Origin of the sequence: Pseudomonas khavaziana, assembly GCF_019145205.1 — a bacterium.
Taxonomy (GTDB): Bacteria; Pseudomonadota; Gammaproteobacteria; order Pseudomonadales; family Pseudomonadaceae; genus Aquipseudomonas; species Aquipseudomonas khavaziana.
The window spans coordinates 318657-343680 of record NZ_JAHSTT010000007.1; the positions used below are offsets into that span (position 1 = coordinate 318657).

Genomic DNA, 25024 nt, shown 5'->3' on the forward strand with positions numbered 1-25024 from the left:
CCCGATAGCAGTGGATCAGCTACACATAAGTTGACTGACACACCGCTATCGGGAGCAAGCCCCCTCCCACATTTGGTCCTGTGTTGAATCAGGAACCGAGGCTGATGCCATTGGCCGGCAATGGCAGTGCGGTTTTGTAGCGCACTTGCTTTAACGCAAAGCTGGAGCGAATGTTCGCCACCCCCGGCACCTTGGTCAAAAAGTCCATCATGAAGCGCTCCAGCGACTGGATCGTCGGCACCAGCACGCGGATCAGATAATCCGGATCGCCGGCCATCAGGTAGCACTCCATCACTTCCGGCCGGTCGGAGATCGCCCCTTCGAATTGCTGCAATGCCAGCTCGTTCTGCTTTTCCAGGCTCACGTGGATGAACACATTGACGTGCAGCCCCAACAGGTCGGCATCCAGCAGCGTGACCTGCTCACGAATCAGACCCAGCTCTTCCATGGCCTTGACCCGGTTGAAGCACGGCGTCGGCGACAGGTTGACCGAGCGGGCCAGGTCGGCGTTGGTGATCCGGGCATTCTCTTGTAGGGCGTTGAGAATGCCGATATCGGTACGGTCCAGTTTGCGCATGAGACAAAATCACCTGCTTATTATGTTTATGCAGTTTTTTTATCCTCAAATGGCTCTGGGCGCAATGAAACACAGATAAATATTCTTCTACGCCACGCCTATGATTGTTGTAGGACAGGATTTCTTCTACCCGAAGACTGACTGTCAGCTAGCGCGCCCACTACAAGAAATTCACAAGATAGAGCGTAGAAAGCCATGACCCAGCCGTATGCACCGCTGCGCCTGCACGTTCCCGAACCCTCGGGCCGCCCAGGCTGCAAGACCGACTTCACCTACCTGCGCCTGACCGACGCAGGCCTGGTACGCAAACCCGCCATCGACGTAGAACCCGCCGACACCGCCGACCTGGCCAAGGGCCTGATCCGCGTGCTCGACGACCAGGGCCAGGCCCTGGGTCCGTGGGCCGAAGGCGTGCCTGTCGAGATCATGCGCCGCGGTATGCGCGCCATGCTCAAGACGCGCATCTTCGACAACCGCATGGTGGTCGCCCAACGTCAGAAAAAGATGTCGTTCTATATGCAAAGCCTTGGCGAGGAAGCCATCGGCAGCGCCCAGGCCCTGGCCTTGAACATCGACGACATGTGCTTCCCCACCTATCGCCAGCAAAGCATCCTGATGGCCCGCGATGTGCCGCTGGTGGACCTGATCTGCCAACTGCTGTCCAACGAGCGTGACCCGCTCAAGGGCCGCCAGTTGCCGATCATGTATTCGGTCAAGGATGCGGGTTTCTTCACCATTTCCGGTAACCTCGCCACCCAGTTCGTCCAGGGTGTGGGCTGGGGCATGGCCTCGGCGATCAAGGGCGACACCAAGATCGCCTCGGCCTGGATCGGCGACGGCGCCACGGCTGAATCAGACTTCCACACCGCCCTCACCTTCGCACACGTCTACCGCGCGCCGGTGATACTTAACGTGGTCAACAACCAATGGGCCATCTCCACCTTCCAGGCCATTGCCGGTGGTGAAGCCACCACCTTCGCCGGACGCGGCGTCGGTTGCGGCATCGCCTCCCTGCGGGTAGATGGCAACGATTTTATCGCGGTGTACGCCGCCTCGGCCTGGGCTGCCGAGCGTGCGCGCCGCAACCTTGGGCCAACCCTGATCGAATGGGTCACCTACCGCGCCGGCCCGCACTCCACCTCCGATGATCCGTCAAAATACCGCCCCGCCGACGACTGGAGTCACTTCCCCCTGGGCGACCCGATTGCTCGTCTCAAGCAGCACCTGATCAAGATTGGCCAGTGGTCCGAAGAGGAGCATGCGGCGGTCAGTGCCGAGCTTGAAGCCGAAGTGGTCAAGGCGCAGAAGGAAGCCGAGCAGTACGGCACCCTCGCCGGTGGCCAGATCCCAAGCGCCGCGACCATGTTCGAGGACGTCTATAAAGAGATGCCGGAGCATTTGAAGCGCCAGCGTCAGCAGTTGGGGGTGTGACATGAACGACCACAACAACAGCATCGAACTGGAAACCGCCATGACCACCACCACCATGACCATGATCCAGGCCCTGCGCTCGGCCATGGATGTGATGCTTGAACGTGACGACAACGTGGTGGTGTTCGGCCAGGACGTCGGTTATTTCGGCGGCGTGTTCCGCTGCACCGAAGGTCTGCAGACCAAGTACGGCAGCTCGCGGGTATTCGATGCACCGATCTCGGAAAGCGGCATCGTCGGTGTCGCGGTGGGCATGGGTGCCTACGGCTTGCGCCCGGTGGCTGAAATCCAGTTCGCCGACTACGTCTACCCCGCCACCGACCAGATCATCTCCGAAGCGGCACGCCTGCGCTATCGTTCGGCCGGCCAGTTCACTGCGCCCCTGACCATGCGCATGCCCTGCGGCGGCGGCATCTACGGCGGCCAGACCCACAGCCAGAGTATCGAAGCGGTGTTCACCCAGGTCTGCGGCCTGCGCACAGTGATGCCGTCCAACCCCTATGACGCCAAGGGCCTGCTGATCGCCTCCATCGAGAACGATGACCCGGTGATTTTTCTCGAGCCCAAGCGCCTGTACAACGGCCCGTTCGACGGCCACCACGACCGCCCGGTAACGCCGTGGTCAAAACACCCGCAAGCCCAGGTACCGGACGGTTACTACACCGTACCGCTGGACGTGGCCGCCATCGTGCGCCCAGGTTCGGCTGTCACGGTGCTGACCTACGGCACCACTGTGTACGTCTCCCAAGTCGCCGCCGAAGAAACCGGCATCGACGCCGAAGTCATCGACCTGCGCAGCCTGTGGCCGCTGGACCTGGAAACCATCGTCAAGTCGGTGAAAAAGACCGGTCGTTGCGTGGTGGTGCATGAAGCCACGCGCACCTGCGGCTTTGGTGCCGAGCTGGTGTCGCTGGTGCAAGAGCATTGCTTCCACCACCTGGAAGCGCCGATCGAGCGCGTCACCGGTTGGGACACTCCCTACCCGCACGCGCAGGAGTGGGCGTATTTCCCAGGCCCGTCCCGAGTGGGCGCGGCGTTGAAGCGGGTCATGGAGGTCTGAATGGGCACGCACGTTATCAAGATGCCGGACATCGGCGAAGGCATCGCGGAAGTTGAATTGTCGCAATGGCATGTGAAGGTCGGCGACCTGGTGGTTGAAGACCAGGTGCTGGCGGATGTAATGACCGACAAGGCGATGGTGGATATTCCCTCGCCGGTCCACGGCAAGGTGATTTCCCTCGGCGGCGAGCCGGGTGAAGTCATGGCGGTGGGCAGTATTTTGATCAGCATTGAAGTGGAAGGCGCAGGCAATACCAAGGATGTGCCGGCGGCGGCCGAACCGGTAAAGACCGCGCCTGTGGCCGAAGCCAAACCGGCACCGGCACCGGCACCGGCATCGGTAGAAAACAAATCCGCGCCTGCCGTGAAAGCGCCGCAAGCACCCGTGGCCCGTGAAGCCAGTGAACGCCCCTTGGCCTCCCCCGCCGTGCGCAAGCACGCGCTGGATGCCGGGATTCAACTGCGCCTGGTCCAGGGCACGGGCCCGGCGGGCCGAATCCTCCACGAAGACCTGGAGGCGTACCTGCAGCAGGGGCCGGCCGCCGGTGCGAGTGCAGTTAACCCTTATACCGAGCGCAATGACGAACACCAGATCCCGGTGATCGGCATGCGTCGCAAGATCGCCCAGCGCATGCAGGACGCCACCCGCCGCGCCGCGCATTTCAGCTATGTGGAAGAAATCGACGTCACCGCCCTCGACGAGTTGCGCGTGCATCTCAATGAGAAGCACGGTGCCACACGCGGCAAGCTGACCCTGCTGCCGTTCATCGTGCGCGCCATGGTGGTGGCGCTGCGCGAGTTCCCGCAGATCAACGCCCGCTATGACGACGAAGCCCAGGTCATCACCCGCCTCGGCGCGGTGCATGTGGGCGTCGCTACCCAGAGCGACGTGGGCCTGATGGTGCCAGTGGTACGGCACGCCGAAGCCCGCAGCCTGTGGGGCACTGCCGAAGAAATCGCCCGTTTGGCCAACGCTGCACGCACGGGCAAGGCCAGCCGTGATGAGCTGTCCGGTTCGACCATCACCCTGACCAGCCTTGGCGCCTTGGGCGGCATCGTCAGCACGCCGGTATTGAACCTGCCGGAAGTGGCCATCGTCGGCGTCAACCGTATCGTCGAACGGCCGATGGTCATCAAGGGCCAGATCGTGGTGCGCAAAATGATGAACCTCTCCAGCTCCTTCGATCACCGCGTGGTCGACGGCATGGACGCGGCGCAATTCATCCAGGCCATCCGCGGCCTGCTCGAACAACCCGCCAGCCTGTTCCTGGAGTAAAGGCATGACTCAGACATTGCATACCACGCTGCTGATTATCGGCGGCGGCCCCGGCGGTTATGTGGCGGCAATTCGCGCCGGTCAGCTGGGTATCCCCACCCTCCTGGTGGAAGGCCAGGCACTGGGCGGCACCTGCCTGAACATCGGCTGCATCCCGTCCAAGGCGCTGATCCATGTGGCCGAGCAGTTCCAGCAAACCGTGCACCATAGCCAGGGCTCGCAGCTGGGCATTGAAGTGGATGTACCGACTTTGGACATCCGCAAGAGCGTGGAATGGAAAGACGGTATCGTCGACCGCCTGACCACCGGTGTTGCCGCGCTGCTGAAAAAACACAAGGTGCAGGTGATCCACGGGTGGGCCAAGGTGGTCGACGGCAAGACCGTCGAGGTGGGCGACCAGCGTATCCAGTGCGAGCACCTGCTGTTGGCCACTGGTTCGAAAAGCGTCAACCTGCCGATGCTGCCGATTGGCGGGCCAATTATCTCGTCCACCGAAGCCCTGGCACCAACCCGCGTGCCCAAGCGCCTGATCGTGGTGGGCGGCGGTTATATCGGCCTGGAACTGGGCATTGCCTATCGCAAGCTCGGTGCCGAAGTGAGTGTGGTCGAGGCCCAGGAACATATCCTGCCCGCCTACGATGCCGAGCTGACCTTACCGGTGGCCGAGTCCCTGAAGAAACTCGGGGTGAAGCTTTACCTTGGGCACAGTGTCACCGGCTTTGCCGACAACCAACTGCAAGTGCGCGCGCCCGACGGCGACGCGCTTGCGCTGGACACCGACCAGGTACTGGTGGCCGTGGGCCGCAAGCCCAACACCCAGGGCTGGAATCTCGAAGCGCTGAACCTGGACATGAACGGCGCGGCGATCAAGATCGACAGCCGCTGCCAGACCAGCATGCGCAATGTGTATGCCATCGGCGACCTCAGCGGCGAACCGATGCTGGCGCACCGGGCCATGGCCCAGGGCGAGATGGTTGCCGAACTGATCAGCGGTAAAACCCGTGAATTCAACCCGGCGGCGATTCCGGCGGTGTGCTTTACCGACCCGGAGCTGGTGGTAGTCGGCAAGACCCCGGACGACGCCAAGGCCGCCGGCCTGGACTGCATCGTGTCGAACTTCCCGTTCGCCGCCAACGGCCGGGCCATGACCCTGGAGTCCAAAGCCGGCTTCGTGCGGGTGGTGGCGCGACGTGACAATCACCTGATTGTCGGTTGGCAAGCCGTGGGGGCCGGGGTGTCCGAGCTGTCCACCGCCTTTGGCCTGAGCCTGGAAATGGGCGCGCGCCTGGAGGATGTGGCCGGCACCATTCACGCCCATCCGACCCTGGGTGAAGCGGTGCAGGAAGCGGCGTTGCGGGCGTTGGGGCATGCGTTGCATTTATAAATGACACAACACTTGTAGGAGCGAGCTTGCTCGCGAAAATCGTCAAGGATAACGCGTGCAACCCGGTTAAACGCGGCGCCCTTATGTTCTTCGCGAGCAAGCTCGCTCCTACAGGGGATGCGAACAGCCCTGCGAATGCAGTATTGTTGCTCCCATCCAGAAAAAAAACCGACTTGACCAGAGATAGAGGGTGTCATGGGTAACGAAAGCATCAATTGGGACAAGCTGGGTTTTGACTACATCAAGACCGACAAGCGGTTTCTCCAGGTCTGGAAAAACGGCGAATGGCAGGAAGGCACCCTGACCGACGACAACGTGCTGCACATCAGCGAAGGTTCCACCGCCCTGCATTATGGCCAGCAGTGCTTCGAGGGCTTGAAGGCCTATCGGTGCAAGGACGGTTCGATCAACCTGTTCCGCCCGGACCAGAACGCTGCGCGCATGCAGCGCAGCTGCGGCCGCCTGCTGATGCCGCAAGTACCGACCGAAGCCTTCATCGACGCCTGCAAGCAAGTGGTCAAGGCCAACGAGCGCTTCATCCCGCCGTACGGCAGCGGCGGTGCGCTGTACCTGCGTCCGTTCGTGATCGGCACCGGTGACAACATCGGCGTGCGCACTGCACCGGAGTTCATCTTCTCGGTGTTCTGCATCCCGGTCGGTGCCTACTTCAAGGGCGGCCTGGTGCCGCACAACTTCCAGATCTCCGGTTACGACCGCGCCGCGCCGCAAGGCACCGGTGCCGCCAAGGTCGGTGGAAACTACGCCGCCAGCCTGATGCCGGGTTCGGAAGCGAAGAAATTCGGCTTTGCCGACGCGATCTACCTGGACCCGATGACCCACTCGAAAATCGAAGAAGTCGGCTCGGCCAACTTCTTCGGGATCACCCACGACAACCAGTTCATCACGCCGAAGTCGCCTTCGGTATTGCCGGGCATCACCCGCCTGTCGCTGATCGAACTGGCCCAGACCCGCCTGGGCCTGGAAGTAGTTGAGGGCGAAGTGTTCATCGACAAGCTGGACCAATTCAAGGAAGCCGGCGCCTGCGGTACCGCGGCGGTGATCTCGCCGATCGGCGGCATCCAGTACAACGGCAAGCTGCACGTGTTCCACAGCGAGACCGAAGTCGGCCCGATCACCCAGAAGCTCTACAAAGAGCTCACCGGTGTGCAGACCGGTGACGTGGAAGCGCCAGCGGGTTGGATCGTCAAGGTATAAGCCAGCGACACCGCAATACCCTGTGGGAGGGGGCTTGCTCCCGATGGCGGCAGGTCAGTCAACATCTTCATCGACTGACACTCCACTATCGGGAGCAAGCCCCCTCCCACATTGGATCTCCAGTATTTTCAGGATTGAGGGATATTCCCGACAATCTTTTTGCCCATACTGACCCTCGGTTCCACGCCATACCCCAGCGCCTCATAGAACCCCACCACTACGTCATTGCCTCCGGTGATCTGCAGGTTGATCTTCATGCAGCCCAGCGCCGTCAACGCCTGCTCGGCATGGCGCACCAGCGACGATCCCAAACCATGGCGCCGATAGTCGGCATGCACAGCCACGGAGTACAGCCAGCCACGGTGACCGTCATAGCCGGCGAGTATCGTGCCGATCACGGCTTTCTTGTCGGTGGCGACGAAGAACAACCCATCGTTGACCGCCAGTTTCTTGTCAATCGCCAGGCTCGGCAGGTTATGCGCGGTGTCATAGCCAAACGCCTCGTGCCATAACTCGATCACTTGGGTGCGGTGCTGACGGTCTCGATAAGGGCCGATGGGATGTCGTGACAGCAGCGCCTTTTCCATCACCAGCGTGCGCTCGTTGCCATGGTAGACATCGCGCACGGTATGAAAACCCAGCCTGGTATAGAAGGGCTCCGCAGTCAGTGAGGACGGCACGCTGAGTATCGTCACGCCCGCCTCCCGGGCACGCAGTTCGATCTCGATCATCAACAACCGGCCAATGCCCTGCCCTTGCAACGCAGGGTTGACGAACACCGAACGTACTACGTTGGCGTCAAGGGCGGCGGTGGCGACGATCACCTGGTCCTGGGTGGCCACCAGCACGACACGGCGCTTGAGCAGGTCCAGCACGGCGTCGGGAGTGAAACTGCTGGCGACTCGCGCAATCACATCCGCCGGATAATCCCGCGCATTACTGCTGTGCAAGGCGGCCAGGATGACCTGGCTGATGCCCTTGGCATCGGCTGGCTGGGCGAGGCGAACGGCGGTAGACATAATTCCTCCTGGCGGACACAACGATAACTATCACCACAATACCAATGTGTGAGATGGCTTGCCTGCTCCCACAGGTTGATCGCATTTCAATCCGGCAGCCGATTCGGCTGTGCCGCCGCCGGTTTCAGCTTTCCCGGCTGAGCAGCACCGCTGTTTCAGCCGGGATCCTTCCTCGACAGCGCACAAAATAGCGCTACAAGATCCCCCATGGACCCGTGCCCCCATGCAAACCACCAACACCGTCCTGATGATCCGCCCGGCGCGCTTTGCCTTCAACCCGGACACCGCGATCAACAACCGTTTCCAACGCCCGCCGCTGGACCCGCTCAGTGCACAGCACAAAGCGCTGGAAGAGTTCGACGGTTATGTCGACACCCTGCGCAATCACGGGGTGGAAGTGCTGGTGGTGCAGGACACCCCGGCGCCTCACACCCCGGACTCGATCTTCCCCAACAACTGGTGGAGCAGCCACGCCGACGGCAGCCTGGTGCTCTACCCCATGGAGGGCCAGAACCGCCGATTGGAGCGCAACAAGGGCGTGCTGCAAGTCTTGGAGCAACGCTTTGCGATCAATACCACCATCGACCTCAGCCACTTGGAACAACAGAACATCTTCCTGGAAGGCACCGGCAGCATGGTGCTCGACCGCCAGCACCGCATCAGCTACGCCTGCCATTCGGGGCGCACCCACTACGCGGCGCTGCGCCAGTTTGCCGAACGCCTCGACTACCAGCTCTGCGTATTCCATGCCCTCGACCGCCACCACGCACCGATCTATCACAGCAACGTGATGATGAGCGTCGGTCGCGACCTCGCGGTGGTGTGCCTGCAAGCCCTGCCCGATGAAAGCGAGCGCCTGACGTTGGAGCGCTCCCTGCGCGACACCGGCAAAGACATCCTCGCCCTCGACTTCGACCAGTTGGAAGCCTTTGCCGGCAACATGCTCGAAGTCCACGACCGTGACGGCCAGCCACTGCTGGTGATGTCCGCCAGCGCCTGGGGCGCGCTGCAACCTGCCCAGCGCCAGCACGTGGAGCGCCACACGCGGCCGGTGGTGGTGAATATCGACAACATCGAACGCATCGGCGGCGGCAGTGCCCGCTGCATGCTGGCAGAAGTGCATCTGCCAGCCCGTCCCTCATTTCAATAAGGAGTCTTGCCATGACCCGTTACATCGACGTCAACGACCTCAGCTACCTGGTTTCGCAGAAAGGCCTGCAAACCTGCATCACCGAGATGGCCGACTACATTCGCGCCGACTACCTGCGCTGGCAGGATTTCGAAAAGTGCGCGCGCCTGGCCAACCATTCACCGGATGGCGTGATCGAGCTGATGCCGGTGTCCGACGCTTCGCTATATGCCTTCAAATACGTCAACGGCCACCCGAAAAACACCCTGGCGGGCATGCTCACGGTGATGGCTTTCGGCGCTCTGGGCGATGTGGACACCGGCAAACCGGTGCTGCTGGCGGAAATGACCCTGACCACTGCGATCCGCACCGCCGCCACCTCGGCCCTGGTCGCCCGCTACCTGGCCCGCGCCGACAGTCGCAGCATGGCGCTGATCGGCAACGGCTGCCAGAGCGAGTTCCAGGCCCTGGCTTTCCACGCCATGCTCGGCATTACTGAAATCCGCCTGTTCGATATCGACCCCAAGGCCACCGCCAAGCTCGCCGCCAACCTCAAGGCGTTTCCGGCGATCAAGGTGATCCTGGCCGGCAGCGTCGCCGAAGCGGTCAAAGGCGCGGATATCGTCACTACCGTCACCGCCGACAAGGCCTACGCCACCATTCTGACGAACGAGATGATCGAGCCCGGCATGCACCTCAACGCCGTGGGCGGCGACTGCCCAGGCAAAACCGAGCTGGACCGGAGCATCGTTGAGCGCGCCCGCGTGATTGTCGAGTACGAACCACAAAGCCGTATCGAAGGCGAGATCCAGCACATGCCGCAAGACTCGCCAGTCACCGAGCTGTGGCAGGTGATCAACGGCCAGAAACCCGGCCGCGAGAATGAGCGCCAAGTCACCCTGTTCGACTCGGTGGGTTTTGCCATCGAAGACTATTCGGCATTGCGCTATGTGCTGGACGTGGCCAACGCCCTTGATATAGGCAGCGAACTGGAACTGGTACCCGACCTGGCCGACCCGAAAGACCTGTTTGCCCGCCTGGCCCAGCAGCCGGTCGCACAGCACAAAAAGCGCGCCTGAGACCGCTCTGGCCTGCCGCTTTGCGCCCAGGGCAGGCCAGATTTGCAGAGGCAAAAAGCCGATTCAGCGGGTGCCGCAGCCGATTCCGCTGCATTGCAGGTTTTAACAGCGCAATTTGCGCTTTGCACACCGGGTAAACGACACAAAAAACGCACCATCATGAAGCATTCTCTGCTCCCAGTTATTCACTGCCCTGACATCAATTACAAAATAAAGGGACCTCCACATGACTCCACTGCGATCACTCTTCGCTGCCTTGCTGTTGCCACTGTGCGCCACCGCCGCCCACGCCCAGGATTGGAAAGAAATCCGCTTCGGCGTGTTCCCCGAATACCCACCCTTCGAATCCGTAGCCGCCGACGGTAGCCTGCAAGGCTTCGATATCGAGTTGGGCAACGCCATCTGCGCCAAGCTTGAAGTCAAGTGCACCTGGGTGCACAACGAATTCGACGGCATGATCCCGGCCCTGCGGGCGCGCAAGTTCGACGCGATCATGTCGTCCATGGCGGTGACCCCGGCCCGGGAAAAAGTCATCGATTTCACCGATCGGCTGTTCCTCAGCCCGACCTCGGTGATCACTCGCAAAGGCGCGGACTTCGGCGACACGCCCGAATCGCTCAAAGGCAAGCAAGTCGGCGTATTGCAAGGCTCGCTGCAGGAAGCCTATGCGCGGGCGCACCTGGCCAAGCTTGGCGCGCAGATCAAAGCGTACCAATCCCAGGAGCAGAACTATGCCGACCTGCAGAACGGTCGCCTCGACGCTACCTTGACCGACAAGCTCGAAGCCCAGCTCAACTTTCTGTCCAAGCCCGAAGGCGCCGACTTCAAGACCGGCCCGGCCTTCAAGGACCCGACCCTGCCCCTGGACATCGCCATGGGCCTGCGCAAGAACGACCAGGCATTGCGTGAGCTGATCAACAAGGGCATCGCCGCCGTCCAGGCCGATGGCACCTACGCGCAGATCCAGAAGAAATACTTCGGCGATCAAGATATCTACAACGAGTAACCAAGCCATCGCCTGCCCTGTGGAAGAAGCTTGTGTGGGAGGGGGCTTGCTCCCGATAGCAGTGTGTCAGTCACTGAAAATATTGACTGAGCTACAGCTATCAGGAGCAAGCCCCCTCCCACACAGGTCGGTTCCCGCAGAGATTGTGTGTGCCTTTTAGAGATCTTGCCCATGAACGAACTCTTCAACCTGCAAGGCTACGGCCCGATGCTGGCACAGGGTGCCTGGATGACGCTCAAGCTGGCCTTCCTGGCCCTGGCCCTAAGCCTCACCCTGGGCCTGATCGCCGCCGGCGCCAAGCTTTCCAGCGCCAGATGGCTGCGCGTACCGGCCACGTTGTACACCACGCTGATCCGCAGCGTGCCGGACCTGGTACTGATCCTGCTGATCTTCTACAGCCTGCAACTGTGGCTCAATGACCTGACCGAAGTGTTCGGCTGGGAATATTTCGAAATTGACCCCTTTACCGCCGGGGTGATCACCCTGGGATTTATCTACGGCGCGTATTTCACCGAGAACTTCCGCGGCGCGATCCTCAGTGTGCCGGCAGGCCAATTGGAAGCCGCTGCCGCCTATGGCCTGAGCCGCTGGCAGCGCTTTCACCTGGTGCTGTTCCCGCAACTGATGCGCTTTGCCCTGCCAGGCCTTGGCAATAACTGGCTGGTGCTGCTCAAGTCCACGGCGCTGGTATCGATCATCGGCCTGTCGGACCTGGTCAAGGCCGCGCAGAACGCCGGCAAGTCCACCAGCGAGCCGCTTTACTTCCTGATCCTCGCGGGGCTGGTGTACCTGGTGATTACCACCCTCTCCAACCGCATCTTCAAGCGCCTGGAACGGCGCTATAACCTGGGCATCAAGGGGATGGCGCCATGATCGAACTGTTCCAGCAATACGGCATGGCCTACCTGTTCAGCGATGGCGCGGGGTTGTCCGGTGTGGCCATGACCTTGTGGCTGTTCATTATCTCGGTGGTGCTGGGCTTTGGCCTGTCGATCCCCCTGGCGTTGGCACGCGTCTCAGAGCATTTCTGGCTGCGCTGGCCGGTGGAGCTCTACACCTACCTGTTCCGTGGCACGCCGCTGTATATCCAATTGCTGATTTGCTACACCGGGCTGTACAGCCTGGAAGTGGTGCAGGACAACGCCCTGCTCAACCAGTTTTTCCGCAATGCGCTGAACTGCACGCTGTTGGCGTTTGTGCTCAACACCTGCGCCTACACCGTGGAAATCTTCGCCGGGGCAATCCGCAACATTCCCCATGGCGAGATCGAGGCGGCGCGCGCCTATGGCCTGCACGGCTGGCGGCTGAACCTCTATGTGGTGGTACCCGCCGCCTTGCGTCGAGCGCTGCCGGCCTACAGCAATGAAATGATCCTGATGCTGCACGCCACCTCGCTGGCGTTCACCGCCACGGTTGCCGACATCCTCAAGGTCGCCCGCGACGCAAATGCCGAGACATTCCTGACCTTCCAGGCCTTCGGCATCGCCGCCCTGCTCTACATGCTGCTGTCCTTTGCACTGGTGGGCCTGTTTCGACTGGCCGAACGTCGCTGGATGCGTTTTCTTGTTCCTACCCGAGGCTAACCCATGAATCAGTCCGCGCAGGCCCTGGCCGCTTATCCGGTGGATGTACCCGTGACCAACGCTGCAACTGCCGCGATCAAGCTGCAAGTCGAAGGCATCCATAAACGCTACGGCGAACATGAAGTGCTCAAGGGCGTATCCCTCAATGCGCGCCAGGGCGATGTGATCAGCCTGATCGGCGCCAGCGGCTCGGGCAAGAGCACCATGCTGCGTTGCATCAACTTTCTCGAACAGCCGGACGCCGGGGTGATCACCCTGGATGGCATCAGCATCCAGATGCAGCCAGGCCGCGCCGGCAGCCGCGCGCCGCATCAGGCGCAACTGCAAAACCTGCGCACGCGCCTGGCCATGGTGTTCCAGCACTTCAACCTGTGGAGCCACATGACCGTGCTGGAAAACATCACCATGGCCCCGCGCCGGGTGCTGGACGTGAGCGCCGCCGAGGCGGAAAAACGCGCACGCCTGTACCTGGACAAGGTTGGCCTGCCAAGCCGCGTGGCGGACCAATACCCGGCGTTCCTGTCCGGTGGCCAGCAGCAGCGCGTGGCGATTGCCCGGGCGTTGGCAATGGAGCCGGAGATTATCCTGTTCGATGAGCCGACCTCTGCCCTCGACCCAGAACTTGTAGGAGAAGTCCTCAAAGTCATACAGACGTTGGCCGAGGAAGGTCGTACCATGCTGATGGTCACCCACGAAATGGGCTTTGCCCGCCAGGTGTCCAGCCAAGTGCTGTTCTTGCATCAGGGCCGGGTCGAGGAACACGGCGGCGCCGAGATCCTCGACCATCCCAACAGCGAACGCTTGCAGCAATTTCTTTCCAACCGTTTGAAGTGAACCCATGGATACCAAGGCCAACGGACCCCATTCTTCCCCTGCGCTGGATCGCATCGACGAGGCGATCATCGACGTGCTGCGGCACCAGGGGCGTATCACCTACGAAAGGCTCTCATCGCTGGTGCACCTCACCCCAAGGCCCTGCCTGGAGCGGGTGCGCAAGCTGGAGCGACGCGGGGTGATCCGTGGGTATGGGGCGATCATCGACGTGCAGATGGTCTCGCCGGGGCTGTCGCTGCTGGTGCTGGTGGCCTTGTCCAACCAGAGCGGGCGTTCGGCGCAAAAGGCCTTCGAAGCCTGTGTGAAGGCCTGCCCGCAGGTGTTCGAATGCCAACTGATCAGCGGGCCGTTCGACTACAGCCTGCGCATGCGCTGCCGGGACATGGAACATTACCGGGTGCTGACCGAGACCTGGTTGAACAATGATGAGTTGCACATTGATAAGTTGGTGGCGCATCCGGAGTTGGCGGTGGTCAAGAACACTGCGACCGAACTGGCCTGAGCCCCTTACCCCAGTCACAGAAGAACAAATATGGGAGGGGCGGTGCGACGATTCGACTTGCTCCCGATAGCAGTGTGTCAGTCAGCTCATCTATCACTGACCTACCGCTATCGGGAGCAAGCCCTCTCCCACATTTTTAGCCATGCCCACTTAAGATTTTCTTACCAGGCCTTGCCCCAACAAGCTTCGCCTGCCCATCCTTCTGCTTGCCCGTGCGCGCCTCGCTGATCAACCCCGGTATCAACTTGCCCTCGGGCAGATTCTTCCAGAAGCGGCTGGGCAAATGCCCTTCCATCACTTTGGGATTCAGCCGCGCCGGGTTGAAGATGTGGCTGTAGTAGGTCAACCACATCGCGCTGTGAGGATCTTCGACATTCTGTGCCAGTTGCCGCCAGGCCTCGGGGCACTGACGCTGATGAATCAGTTGCTCGCCGTCGTAATACACCCCGTCCAGGGGCGTGGCGATCATCCAGCGATGGCGGCCCATACGCCCGATGAAATGCTCGCTGGCGCTCTTGAGAATGTCATGGGCCGGCTCATGCCAGGCCACGTACTCCGGCAGTTGCGGCCCGGCCCCGGCCGGCAGTGCAATGAAGCGCACAAACGCGTGCAAGTGGTGGGCTTCGCGGCTGACTTGCTTGATGCGCCGCTGCAATTCGCTGCCCAGCTTGTCCCCCGCGAGCATGGCCGTGCGATCACCGTGGCTGACCCGCCACAGCACTTCATATAACAGGCTCCAGCGTTGATCACCGTGATAACAGGCGGCGGACTCCAGTAATTGCAACAGCGCCTTGGGTATGCGCGCCTGAAACGGCCCCAACCCCGGCGGGATCGGTTCATCGGTGGCGAACAGATCCGCCGCCTGCACCTCGCCCCAACTCACCTGGCTGGGGTCGACCTGATGGCTGAGCAGCCAGCGCGCCTGTTCGCGCCAGGTGCTGAACAGGTTGTCGCATTCCAGGCTGATCATCCCCACAGCCCCATCTGTTGCGGCTGCGGACGGTCACGCAGTTGTTCGCGCAACAACACACTGGTGCTGTCGGCCTGTTGCGGGTGGTAGTCGCTGGTGATGAAAAACGGCTTGGCCTTGGCCAGCACGCAGCGCATGCGTGCGAGGTCTTCGAAGCGGATCTTGCGTTCGCGGCGCAGGTCCACCAGGCGCTGGGTGGTGCGCAGGCCGATGCCGGGAATACGCGCAATCAGGGTCGGCTCGGCGCGGTTCAGGTCCAGCGGGAACACCTCTCGGTGCTCAAGGGCCCAGGCCAGCTTGGGGTCGATATCCAGGGCCAGGTGGCCGGGGCCTGTAAACAGTTCGTTGGCGCTGAAACCGTAGCTGCGCAGGAGGAAATCGGCCTGGTACAAGCGGTGCTCGCGCATCAGCGGCGGCGCGGCCAAGGGTACGCTTTTCGGGCTGTTGGGGATGGGGCTGAACGCCGAGTAATACACGCGGCGCAGCTTGAAATTGCCATACAACGCCTCTGCACCGTGGAGGATGGTGCTGTCATCGGTGTCGTCGGCGCCAACGATCATCTGCGTGCTCTGCCCGGCCGGGGCGAAACGCGGGGCACGGGGTTCGTTCAGCACCGTCTGCTCGCCGGTGTAGATGGTCTGCATGGCCTGCTTGATCGAGACGATCTGTTTCTCCGGCGCCAGGGTTTGCAGGCTGGCATCGGTGGGCAATTCGATATTCACGCTGAGGCGGTCGGCATAGCGCCCCGCCTCGGCGATCAGCGCCGGGTCGGCCTCGGGGATGGTCTTGAGGTGGATATAGCCACGAAAGTCATGCTCTTCGCGCAGCAGCTTGGCCACCCGCACCAGTTGCTCCATGGTGTAGTCGGCCGAACGGATGATGCCGGAACTGAGGAACAGCCCGCTGACGCAGTTGCGCTTGTAGAAATCCAGGGTCAGGGTCACCACCTCTTCCGGGCTGAAACGCGCACGAGGCACGTCGCTGGAACGGCGATTGACGCAGTATTGGCAGTCGTACAGGCAGAAGTTGGTGAGCAACACCTTGAGCAACGACACGCAGCGCCCGTCGGGTGTGTAGCTGTGACAGATGCCCATGCCATCGGTGGAACCCAGCCCAGCCTTGCCCTCGGAACTGCGCTTGGGCGCGCCACTGCTGGCGCAGGACGCGTCGTACTTGGCGGCATCGGCGAGGATGCTGAGTTTTTCGATCAACTGCATGGCGGGCTACCGATACTGGTTTTTTGTACAGTATCAATAGCCACACATTGTCACAAGTGCCGTCTGTAGGAGCGAGCTTGCTCGCGAAGACCGCAAGAGCGCCGCGTTAATCCAGACAGGACGCGTTATCGTTGACGTTCTTCGCGAGCAAGCTCGCTCCTACAGAGGGGCCGCTCAGCTCGCGGTGGCCAGCAGCAGGTCCTGCACCGAACGGCCCTTGTCATGGTTTCGATCGTTCTCATACAACGACGCGGCAATCTCATCGGCGCGAATCGGCAGCACCGACAGCAAGGTATCGCTCAAGCCATGGCTGGCCTGGCTGAAGCCCTGGATGTAGATGCCGGCCTTGCAGCGCTCGTCGGTGACGATGCGGTAGTCGCGGGCCACTTCGAAATCGCCCATATAGGCCTGCAGCGGCGCCAACAATTCGCGGTGCATCTGGCGCTCGTAGCCGGTGGCCAGGATCACCGCGTCGTAATGGTTGAGGCTGGTTTCGCCGGTGGCGTTGTTGCGCAGCACCAGTTCGATACCCAGCGGCCCGACGGTGGCTTTCTCCACCACGGTCATGGTGCGGAATGCCTGGCGGGCGATGCCGGAGACTTTCTGGCGGTAGAAAATCCCGTAGATGCGCTCGATCAGGTCCAGGTCCACCACCGAATAGTTGGTGTTGCGGTATTCGGCAACCAGGCGCTCGCGCTCGGCACCGACTTGCTGGAACACCAGGTCGGTGAAGGCCGGCGAAAACACTTCGTTGACGAACGGGCTGTCATCGGCCGGCTTGAGTGCCGAGCCGCGCAGGATCATATCGACCTGCACCGACGGGAAGCTGTCATTGAGGTCGATAAACGCTTCAGCCGCGCTCTGGCCGCCGCCGATCACCGCAATGCGCATGGCCTTGCCGTTCACGCAGGGCTGGCTGGCCATGCGTTCCAGGTAGTGGGAATGGTGGAACACGCGGGTATCGTCCTTGAGCGCCTTGAACGCCTCGGGAATACGCGGCGTGCCGCCGGCGCTGACCACTACCGAGCGGGTGGTGCGCACATGCTGCTCGCCCTGGGCATCGCGGGAGATCACCCGCAACGCCTCGACCTGCTGCTGGTGCAGGATCGGCTCGATGGCCAGCACTTCCTCACCGTAGCTGGCTTGTGCCTGGAACTGTCCCGCAACCCAGCGCAGGTAGTCGTTGTACTCCATCCGGCACGGATAGAAGGTGCCCATGTTGATGAAGTCCACCAGGCGGTCATGGGCCTTGAGGTAATTGACGAAGGAATATGGGCTGGTGGGATTGCGCAGGGTTACCAGATCCTTGAGGAAGGAAATCTGCAGTTCACTCTGGGTCACCAGGGTGTTGCCGTGCCAGCGGTAGTCGGCTTGCTTGTCGAGAAACAGCACGTCCAGCTTGCCCTGGGCCTTTTCACGTTCCTGCAGGGCGATGGCCAGCGCCAGGTTCGAGGGGCCGAAACCGATCCCGATCAGGTCATGAACCGCGGGCGAAGCAATTACCTGTGTCATTCCAGTGTCCTCTGGATAAGCCCCTTGGCGGTGGGGGCGGGAATACCTTTCATGGCCTGAACAACCGGCCGTGTGTTGATAGGAAACGAGGACAGTGAAATAAAATTTAACCAACAGCTGATCAGTGCGCTTCCCACTCGCGCATGCGCACCCGGCAATGCTTCATCGCGTTGACGATGTGTTTTTCCACCAGACTGCGGGAAATGCCAAGGCGCGCGGCGATCTGCAGGTGGGACAAGCCTTCGAGCTTGCGCAGCAGGAAGCTGTCGCGACAGGCGGCCGGCAACTCGGCCAGGGCGCGTTCGAGCATCTCCAGGCGTTGGCGCTGGTCGTGGCTGGTGTGGGGCGAACAAGGGGCGAAACGTTCTTCGCTGTCCAGCACCTCAAGGGGTTCGCACTGACGCAAGGCATTGCGTCGATGGCCGTCAATCACCAGGTTCAAGGCCGTGCGATAAAGAAACGCACGGGGCTGCTCGATCGGGGTATCGCTGGCGCGCTCCAGCACCCGCACATAAGCGTCATGCACCACATCTTCGGCCACCTGACGGTTGCCCAGCTTGGCGTTGAGGAAACACACCAGCTCGCGATAGTAGTTTTCCAACATGACTCCTGGCCCCATGGCCGTGGTGCTGACGATGCCCGTCCGTGCAGGAACGAGCCCATCGATGATGGCAGTTTGAGTGCGTGCAATTTATAGTAATTCTCATCTACTTTTAAAGAAGTCTTGCATCAACGCAGGTTTTTTTTCTCCGCAGACCTGTTTCTGCGTGTGTAACAGCCTAAATCCCCGGGGCTTTTTCTCGTTTAACTGTCAGCTTTGCGCAACTGCGCCCCGATCTTTCCTGGCTGGAACCTACCCATGAAACGCCCTCGACCTGCCCGACGCGCCCTGCTAGCGGTAGCGTGCCTGATTCCCATCGTTGCGTTCGCCACCTGGCAGGGCCTGGCACCGGGCCGCGACGCCCTGGCCACCGTCACCGTGACCCGTGGCGATATCGAAAACAGCGTCACCGCCCTGGGCACCCTGCAACCGCGACGGTATGTGGATGTTGGCGCCCAGGCCTCCGGGCAGATCCGCAAGATCCATGTCGAGGCTGGCGACCAGGTCAAGGAAGGCCAGTTGCTGGTGGAGATCGACCCCTCGACGCAACAAGCCAAGCTCGACGCCAGCCGCTACGCCATCGAAAACCTCGAGGCCCAATTGCAGGAGCAAAAAGCCCAGCACGCGTTGGCCCGCCAGAAGTATCAGCGCCAGCAGCGCCTGAGCGCCGGTAATGCCACTCGCGAAGAAGATGTGCAGACCGCCCAGGCCGAACTCAGCGCGACCCAGGCCCGGGTCGACATGTTCCAGGCCCAGATCCGCCAGGCCCGGGCCAGCCTGCGCAGCGATGAGGCCGAATTGGGTTACACGCGCATCTATGCACCGATGACCGGCACCGTGGTGGCCGTGGATGCGCGGCTCGGCCAGACCCTCAACGCACAACAGCAAACCCCGCTGATCCTGCGCATCGCCAAGCTGTCGCCGATGACCGTCTGGGCCGAAGTGTCCGAAGCCGATATCGGCCACGTCAAACCCGGCATGCGTGCATATTTCACCACGTTGAGCGGCGGCAGCCGGCGCTGGGCCAGCACCGTGCGCCAGATCCTGCCGATCCCGCCCAAGCCCCTGAACGAAACCCAGGGCAGCGGCAGCCCGAGCAGCTCCGGCAAGAGCGGGACCGGCCGAGTGGTGCTGTACACCGTGCTGCTGGACGTGGACAACGCCGATAACGCGCTGATGGCGGAAATGACCACCCAGGTATTTTTCGTCGCCGGCCAAGTCAAGGACACCCTGACCGTGCCCGTCGCCGCCCTGCAGGGCACGCCCGGCGCAGACACCCAAATCGCCCGGGTCGTGGCGAAAAACGGCGCCATCGAGGAGCGCAAAGTACGCCTGGGTATCAGCGACCGCCTGCGCATCGAGGTGCTCGAGGGTCTCAATGAGGGCGATCACCTGCTGATCGGCCCTTCCGACAGCAGTGGGGGTTGACGTGCCCACGCCGCTGATCGAACTCAAGCACATCTGCAAATCCTACGGCGGCGGCGACAGCCCGCAGGTCGACGTGTTGCGCGGCATCGACCTGGCGATCCATGCCGGGGAATTCGTCGCCATTGTCGGTGCCTCCGGTTCCGGCAAGTCGACGCTGATGAATATCCTTGGCTGCCTCGACCGCCCGACGGAAGGCGACTACCTGTTCGCCGGGGAAAACGTCGCCCACCTGGGCAGCGACGAGCTGGCCTGGCTGCGCCGTGAAGCCTTCGGGTTTGTGTTCCAGGGCTACCATTTGATTCCCTCAGGCTCAGCCCAGGAAAACGTCGAGATGCCGGCGATCTATGCCGGCATCAGCGCTGCCCAACGGCAGGCCCGCGCCAATGCCCTGCTCACCCGCCTGGGGCTGGCTGAACGCACCGGCAATCGCCCGCACCAGCTTTCCGGTGGGCAACAGCAACGGGTATCCATCGCCCGTGCCCTGATGAACGGCGGCCATATCATCCTCGCCGACGAACCCACCGGCGCCCTCGACAGCCACAGCGGCGCCGAGGTCATGACCCTGCTCGACGAACTGGCGGGCCAGGGCCATGTGGTCATCCTGATCACCCACGACCGCGAAGTGGCGGCGCGGGCCAACCGTATCATCGAGATCCGCGACGGCCAAATCATCAGCGACTCGGCCGACACCTGCACGGTCAAGCCAGCCCTGGCGGCCGGCGCCCTGCATGCCGTGGACCTGCGCCAGCGGCTGGCCGACGGCGCCGAGCACAACGGCGCATGGAAGGCCGAGTTGCTGGACGCGGTGCAAGCCGCCTGGCGGGTGATGTGGGTCAACCGCTTCCGCACCGCCCTGACCTTGCTGGGGATCATCATCGGCGTGGCGTCGGTGGTGGTGATGCTGGCAGTGGGCGAAGGCAGCAAGCGCCAGGTCATGGCGCAGATGGGCGCGTTCGGCTCCAATATCATCTACCTCAGCGGTTCTTCGCCCAACCCGCGTACGCCATCGGGTATCGTGACCCTCAAGGATGTCGAGGCCCTGGCGGCGTTGCCCCAGGTCAAGCGCATCATGCCGGTCAACGGCGCCGAAGCCGGCGTGCGCTTCGCCAATGTCGACTACATGGCCTACGTGGGTGGCAACGACACCAACTTCCCGCACCTCTTCAACTGGCCGGTGGTCGAGGGCAGCTACTTCACCGAGGCCGACGAACAGGCTGCCGCCACGGTCGCAGTGATCGGCGCGCGCATCCGTCAGAAACTGTTCAAGGACGTGCCCAACCCGATCGGCCAGTACATTCTGATCGAGAATGTGCCGTTCCAGGTGATCGGCGTGCTCGCGGAAAAAGGCTCCAGCTCCGGCGACAAGGACAGTGACGACCGTATCGCCATTCCCTATAGCGCCGCCAGTGTTCGCCTGTTCGGCAGCTATAACCCCGAATACGTGGTGATTGGCACCACCGATGCGCGCAAGGTGCATGAAGCCGAAGTGGCGATCGACCATCTGATGTTGAAGCTGCACAACGGCAAGCGTGACTACGAGCTGACCAACAACGCCGCGATGATCCAGGCCGAAGCGCGGACCCAGAACTCACTGTCGTTGATGCTCGGCTCGATTGCCGCAATTTCCTTGCTGGTAGGCGGTATCGGCGTGATGAACATCATGCTGATGACCGTGCGTGAGCGCACCCGCGAAATCGGCATTCGCATGGCCACCGGCGCGCGGCAGCGCGACATCCTGCGCCAATTTCTCACCGAGGCGGTGATGCTCTCGGTGGTCGGCGGCCTGTTCGGTATCGCCCTGGCGTTGCTGGTCGGCGGCGTGCTGGTGCTGGCCGATGTGGCGGTACAGTTTTCCCTGGTGGCCGTGTTCGGCGCATTTGGCTGTGCACTGGTCACCGGCGTCGTATTCGGCTTTATGCCGGCCCGTAAAGCTGCCCGGCTCGATCCGGTTAAGGCGTTGACCAGTGAATAATCGATCCATTCCCGCGCAGCTGTCAGCGTTCAGCCTGTGCCTGTTGCTCAGTGCCTGTACCGGCAACCCGCCCACACTCGACAGCGGCATCGCCCCGCCCGCCGCCTGGCAATACGCCGAACGCGCGGCGACCCAGGCCACCAACCAGCGCTGGTGGATGCAGTTTGGCAGCCCGGCGCTGAACCGCCTGATCGATCAGGCCCGGCGCGACAGTTTCGACGTGGCTGCCGCCATGGCCCGGGTGCGGCAGGCCCAGGCCACGGCAGTGATCGCCGGCGCGCCGCTGTTGCCGGAGGTGAAATTCAACCTCGCCAGCAGTCACCAGAGGCTGTTGCGCGGCCAGGGCGGGCCGGACCTGGACGCCTCGCAAAGCGACGAAACGGTGAATAATTTCGGCGCCAACTTCAGCGCCAGCTATGAAGTGGACTTCTGGGGTGGCCGCGCTGCCGCCCGCGACAGCGCACTCTACAGCCTGCGCGCCAGTGAGTCGGACCAGGCCACTGTGGAGCTGACCTTACTCAGCAATGTGGCCGACCGCTATGCGCAAACCCTGGCCGCACAGCAACGCCAACAGATTGCCGAATTCAACCTGGCCAATGCGCGCAACGTCCTCGGCCTGGTACAGACCCGCTATGACGCAGGCTCTGCCACCGCCCTGGAGCTGGCCCAGCAGAAAAGCCTGGTGGCCGGCCAGCAACGGCAATTGCCGCTGATCCAACAGGTGGCCGAAGAAGCACGGATCACCCTCGCCGCCCTCCTCGGCCAGCCGGTGCAGGCCCTCGACCTGGGCAGTGAAGCCTTCCAGACGCTCACCTGGCCAGCCATAGGCCCGGGCGTACCGAGCCAACTGCTGAGCCGCCGCCCCGACCTGGCCAAGGCCGAAGCCGAACTGGCCGCTGCCCAAGCGGATGTCAGCGTGGCCCGTGCCGCCATGCTGCCCGCCGTGACCCTCGGCGCCACGCTCGGCTCCGACGCCTACAAGGCTGGGCAAATCCTGCGCAGCCCCTACTACACCCTGACTGCCGGCCTGGTCGCCCCCATCTTCAACAACGGCCGTTTAAGCGCAGAGCGCGACAAGGCTCGCGCGCGCCAGGATGAGCTGCTGCAAACCTACCGCGCAGCAATCATCAACGGCTTTGCCGATGTAGAGAAAGCCCTCAGCAGCATCACCCGCCTGGACCAGCAACGCCAATGGCAGAGCCAAGAGCTGCAACACGCGCAGGCGGCCTTCCAGATCGCGCAAAGCCGCTATGAGGCCGGGGCCGAGGGCTTGCTCACGGTGCTGGAGACCCAACGCACCCTGTACGCCGCCCAAGACTTGAATGTGCAATTGCGCCTCTCGCGCTTGCAGGCCGGCATCGCCCTGTACAAGGCATTAGGGGGGGGTTGGAACACCGAAAGCTGATAAACAAACTCTTATTTCATACACGAGTTGTTTCTTCACCTTACATTTTCCAACTCGAGGTCCTTGGTAAAAAAGCCGTTATCACACGGCTGCCCTGGACCTCTTGATGAAACCCAGCGTTTTCGTAAAAAGCCTGGCCTGCATCGGTTGCTGGCTGATACCCAACCTGGTGCTGGCAGAACCCTTGATTGCCCCTACGGCGATCGACTGGCTGCTGGACTGCCCCCTTCCCACGACGGCGCGCCTGGACCCCGAGGTAGTCGGACGTACCCAATGCGGCCTGGTCAGCGTGCCCCGCGATCATGCCGCCCCCGAGCGCGGCCACATACGCCTGAGCGTGACCCGTGTCGGCGCACGGCAACCGCTCAACCGCGAGGGCGTGGTGTTCATCCAGGCCGGCGAGCCCTCACCGGCCAGGGAAGCGCCTTTCGCCCTGCATCTGGCCAGCCGCTGGGAATCCCTTGCCACCCGCGCCTATCGAACACTGGTCGACCGTTATGACGTCATCGAACTGAGCGCCCGCGACCTGCGGCAGATGAATGCGGTCGAGCAAGCCGCACGAGACATGGAATTCGTACGCGGGCAACTCGGCGAGGCACGTCTCAACTACCTGGGAAACGACACCGCCACCCGCCTCGGCAGCCGCTACGGCGCGCTGTTTCCCGAGCGCGTGGCGCGCATGGTATTGATCAATGCCGCGCCTGGCGAACCTATGGCCATCGGTGTCGAGCAACTCTTGCTCAAGGAGTCGAATGCCGACGGCTGTGTCAGCCGCTGGCTGGGGGACTTCCTGGCCTTCGGCAAACTACCACCGCCGTCCGCCCGTTGCCTTGACCTCGGCACCTGGCGTTGATCAGCACATTTACGACCTCCTGCCACCGAAAACGACACCCTGCGTTGACGCTCAAGCTCAATCGTTATTAAGTGCTATTTATCCGCATTAATACGATAAATCGCACCCATGCTGACTCGTCCGCTGCGCCGCAAACGCCAGAAGCTTTCCGATGTGATTGTCGAATCGGTCAAGCGCTCCATCGTCACCGATGCCTTGAAGCCCGGCGACCGCCTGCCCACCGAGCGCGAGCTGATGGAGAGCTTCCAGTGCTCCAAGGGCTCGGCCCGTGAAGCGCTCAAGGCGCTGGAGGTCGAGGGCCTGGTGAGCACGCGCACCGGTCCCAGTGGTGGCGCCTATCTGAACCAGGCCGGCACCGAGCCGGCCAGCCGTGCCTTGCGCAACTACCTGCACTTCCAGCATCTGGATGGCGAGCAGGTCTATCAATTGCGCAAGGTCATCGAAGTGGAACTGGCGGTTTCGGTACTTGGGCGCTTGAGCGAAGACGACTATCAAGCCTTGCAAGCCAACGTGGATTTCTGCAGCGCCCCCGAAGACAGCGAAGCCGGCCAGCGCGAACAGCGCCTGGCGGAACTGGAGTTCCACAACCTGCTGGCCAGGGCTTGCCCCAACCCGCTGCTGAGCTTTATGGCGCAGTTTCTCAACGACCTGCTGCGCGACCTGGTGGTGCTGAAAAAAGCCTACAAGCCCAAGCGCAAGCAGTTCGACGCGGCCAACCTCGACTATCACAAGCAATTGTTGATTGCCTTTCGTGCAGGTGATGAGGGCGCGGTGCGCAGCTTGATGCATGAACATATGTGCGATGCCGAACACCACATGACCGCCCTTGAAGGTCAGGTCAGCCCACACTTCCTTCTGGAGTTCGATCACTCTTAAGCACACCGACAATCCAATGTGGGAGGGGGCTTGCCCCCGATAAGGCCGGCACATTCAACAGGGATGTCGACAGGCACACCGCTATCGGGAGCAAGC

At 62.2% G+C, this 25024-nt stretch carries 23 protein-coding genes; 17 read left to right on the top strand and 6 right to left on the bottom strand.

Features of this window, described 5'->3' with window-relative positions:
- Positions 1-88: 88 nt before the first annotated feature.
- Entirely contained in the window at positions 89-577 is a 489-nt protein-coding gene (gene bkdR / locus KVH01_RS18995) for a Bkd operon transcriptional regulator BkdR (RefSeq protein WP_003174877.1), read from the bottom strand.
- A gap of 195 nt (positions 578-772) precedes the next feature.
- Between bkdR and KVH01_RS19000 the strand changes: the two genes are divergently transcribed.
- The 5 genes from KVH01_RS19000 to KVH01_RS19020 all read left to right on the top strand — a co-directional run bounded on the left by KVH01_RS19000 (position 773) and on the right by KVH01_RS19020 (position 6942).
- Positions 773-2008 (top strand): 3-methyl-2-oxobutanoate dehydrogenase (2-methylpropanoyl-transferring) subunit alpha, encoded by a 1236-nt coding sequence (locus KVH01_RS19000; RefSeq protein WP_124401162.1) that lies wholly within the window; start codon positions 773-775, stop codon positions 2006-2008.
- A gap of 1 nt (position 2009) precedes the next feature.
- The gene (locus KVH01_RS19005) at positions 2010-3068 is read left to right on the top strand and encodes an alpha-ketoacid dehydrogenase subunit beta (RefSeq protein WP_005789444.1); all 1059 of its coding nucleotides are present in this window, start codon (positions 2010-2012) and stop codon (positions 3066-3068) included.
- On the top strand, positions 3069-4343 hold the full coding sequence (locus KVH01_RS19010) for a dihydrolipoamide acetyltransferase family protein (RefSeq protein ID WP_217882442.1): 1275 nt from the start codon (positions 3069-3071) through the stop codon (positions 4341-4343).
- A gap of 4 nt (positions 4344-4347) precedes the next feature.
- A complete protein-coding gene (gene lpdA / locus KVH01_RS19015) occupies positions 4348-5727 on the top strand; it encodes a dihydrolipoyl dehydrogenase (RefSeq protein ID WP_217882443.1) in 1380 nt (459 codons plus the stop codon).
- A 195-nt stretch (positions 5728-5922) separates the two neighbouring features.
- Complete coding sequence (locus KVH01_RS19020) at positions 5923-6942, top strand: branched-chain amino acid aminotransferase (protein ID WP_043048752.1); 1020 nt, start codon at positions 5923-5925, stop codon at positions 6940-6942.
- A 128-nt stretch (positions 6943-7070) separates the two neighbouring features.
- Here the strand turns inward: KVH01_RS19020 and KVH01_RS19025 are convergent, their stop codons facing one another.
- Positions 7071-7961: a GNAT family acetyltransferase gene (locus KVH01_RS19025; protein ID WP_217882444.1), complete on the bottom strand. Its 891-nt coding sequence runs from the start codon at positions 7959-7961 to the stop codon at positions 7071-7073.
- 223 nt (positions 7962-8184) lie between these two features.
- Here KVH01_RS19025 and ctlX point away from each other — a divergent pair, with 223 nt between their 5' ends.
- From ctlX to KVH01_RS19060, 7 genes are all read left to right on the top strand, one after another.
- Positions 8185-9111: a citrulline utilization hydrolase CtlX gene (gene ctlX / locus KVH01_RS19030; RefSeq protein ID WP_217882445.1), complete on the top strand. Its 927-nt coding sequence runs from the start codon at positions 8185-8187 to the stop codon at positions 9109-9111.
- Positions 9112-9122: 11 nt separating this feature from the next.
- On the top strand, positions 9123-10169 hold the full coding sequence (locus KVH01_RS19035; protein WP_217882446.1) for an ornithine cyclodeaminase: 1047 nt from the start codon (positions 9123-9125) through the stop codon (positions 10167-10169).
- Positions 10170-10395: 226 nt separating this feature from the next.
- Positions 10396-11175, top strand: a complete 780-nt coding sequence (locus tag KVH01_RS19040; RefSeq protein ID WP_057704495.1) for an ABC transporter substrate-binding protein — start codon at positions 10396-10398, stop codon at positions 11173-11175.
- Between the two features lie 171 nt (positions 11176-11346).
- A complete protein-coding gene (locus KVH01_RS19045) occupies positions 11347-12048 on the top strand; it encodes an ABC transporter permease (RefSeq protein WP_217882447.1) in 702 nt (233 codons plus the stop codon).
- Entirely contained in the window at positions 12045-12758 is a 714-nt protein-coding gene (locus tag KVH01_RS19050; protein ID WP_043048764.1) for an ABC transporter permease, read from the top strand. The genes KVH01_RS19045 and KVH01_RS19050 overlap by 4 nt, the downstream gene beginning before the upstream one ends.
- Positions 12759-12761: 3 nt before the next feature.
- Positions 12762-13592 (top strand): ABC transporter ATP-binding protein, encoded by an 831-nt coding sequence (locus KVH01_RS19055; protein WP_043048766.1) that lies wholly within the window; start codon positions 12762-12764, stop codon positions 13590-13592.
- 4 nt (positions 13593-13596) lie between these two features.
- Entirely contained in the window at positions 13597-14094 is a 498-nt protein-coding gene (locus KVH01_RS19060) for an Lrp/AsnC family transcriptional regulator (protein WP_043048767.1), read from the top strand.
- A gap of 136 nt (positions 14095-14230) precedes the next feature.
- Here the strand turns inward: KVH01_RS19060 and KVH01_RS19065 are convergent, their stop codons facing one another.
- The 4 genes from KVH01_RS19065 to KVH01_RS19080 form a co-directional block, all read right to left on the bottom strand.
- On the bottom strand, positions 14231-15064 hold the full coding sequence (locus tag KVH01_RS19065; protein WP_217882448.1) for a TIGR03915 family putative DNA repair protein: 834 nt from the start codon (positions 15062-15064) through the stop codon (positions 14231-14233).
- Entirely contained in the window at positions 15061-16281 is a 1221-nt protein-coding gene (locus KVH01_RS19070; RefSeq protein ID WP_043048769.1) for a putative DNA modification/repair radical SAM protein, read from the bottom strand. Before KVH01_RS19070 ends, KVH01_RS19065 begins: the two co-directional genes overlap by 4 nt.
- Positions 16282-16455: 174 nt before the next feature.
- The gene (locus KVH01_RS19075) at positions 16456-17793 is read right to left on the bottom strand and encodes a lysine N(6)-hydroxylase/L-ornithine N(5)-oxygenase family protein (RefSeq protein WP_217882449.1); all 1338 of its coding nucleotides are present in this window, start codon (positions 17791-17793) and stop codon (positions 16456-16458) included.
- Positions 17794-17914: 121 nt separating this feature from the next.
- A complete protein-coding gene (locus tag KVH01_RS19080; protein ID WP_043048772.1) occupies positions 17915-18397 on the bottom strand; it encodes a sigma-70 family RNA polymerase sigma factor in 483 nt (160 codons plus the stop codon).
- A 255-nt stretch (positions 18398-18652) separates the two neighbouring features.
- Between KVH01_RS19080 and KVH01_RS19085 the strand changes: the two genes are divergently transcribed.
- The 5 genes from KVH01_RS19085 to KVH01_RS19105 all read left to right on the top strand — a co-directional run bounded on the left by KVH01_RS19085 (position 18653) and on the right by KVH01_RS19105 (position 24928).
- Positions 18653-19822 (top strand): efflux RND transporter periplasmic adaptor subunit, encoded by a 1170-nt coding sequence (locus tag KVH01_RS19085; protein ID WP_217882450.1) that lies wholly within the window; start codon positions 18653-18655, stop codon positions 19820-19822.
- 1 nt (position 19823) lies between these two features.
- Positions 19824-21794: a MacB family efflux pump subunit gene (locus KVH01_RS19090; RefSeq protein ID WP_217882451.1), complete on the top strand. Its 1971-nt coding sequence runs from the start codon at positions 19824-19826 to the stop codon at positions 21792-21794.
- On the top strand, positions 21787-23199 hold the full coding sequence (locus tag KVH01_RS19095; protein ID WP_217882452.1) for an efflux transporter outer membrane subunit: 1413 nt from the start codon (positions 21787-21789) through the stop codon (positions 23197-23199). The genes KVH01_RS19090 and KVH01_RS19095 overlap by 8 nt, the downstream gene beginning before the upstream one ends.
- Positions 23200-23305: 106 nt before the next feature.
- Positions 23306-24052, top strand: a complete 747-nt coding sequence (locus KVH01_RS19100; protein ID WP_217882453.1) for an alpha/beta fold hydrolase — start codon at positions 23306-23308, stop codon at positions 24050-24052.
- Positions 24053-24160: 108 nt separating this feature from the next.
- Entirely contained in the window at positions 24161-24928 is a 768-nt protein-coding gene (locus KVH01_RS19105; protein WP_217882454.1) for a FadR/GntR family transcriptional regulator, read from the top strand.
- The last annotated feature ends 96 nt before the right edge of the window (positions 24929-25024 follow it).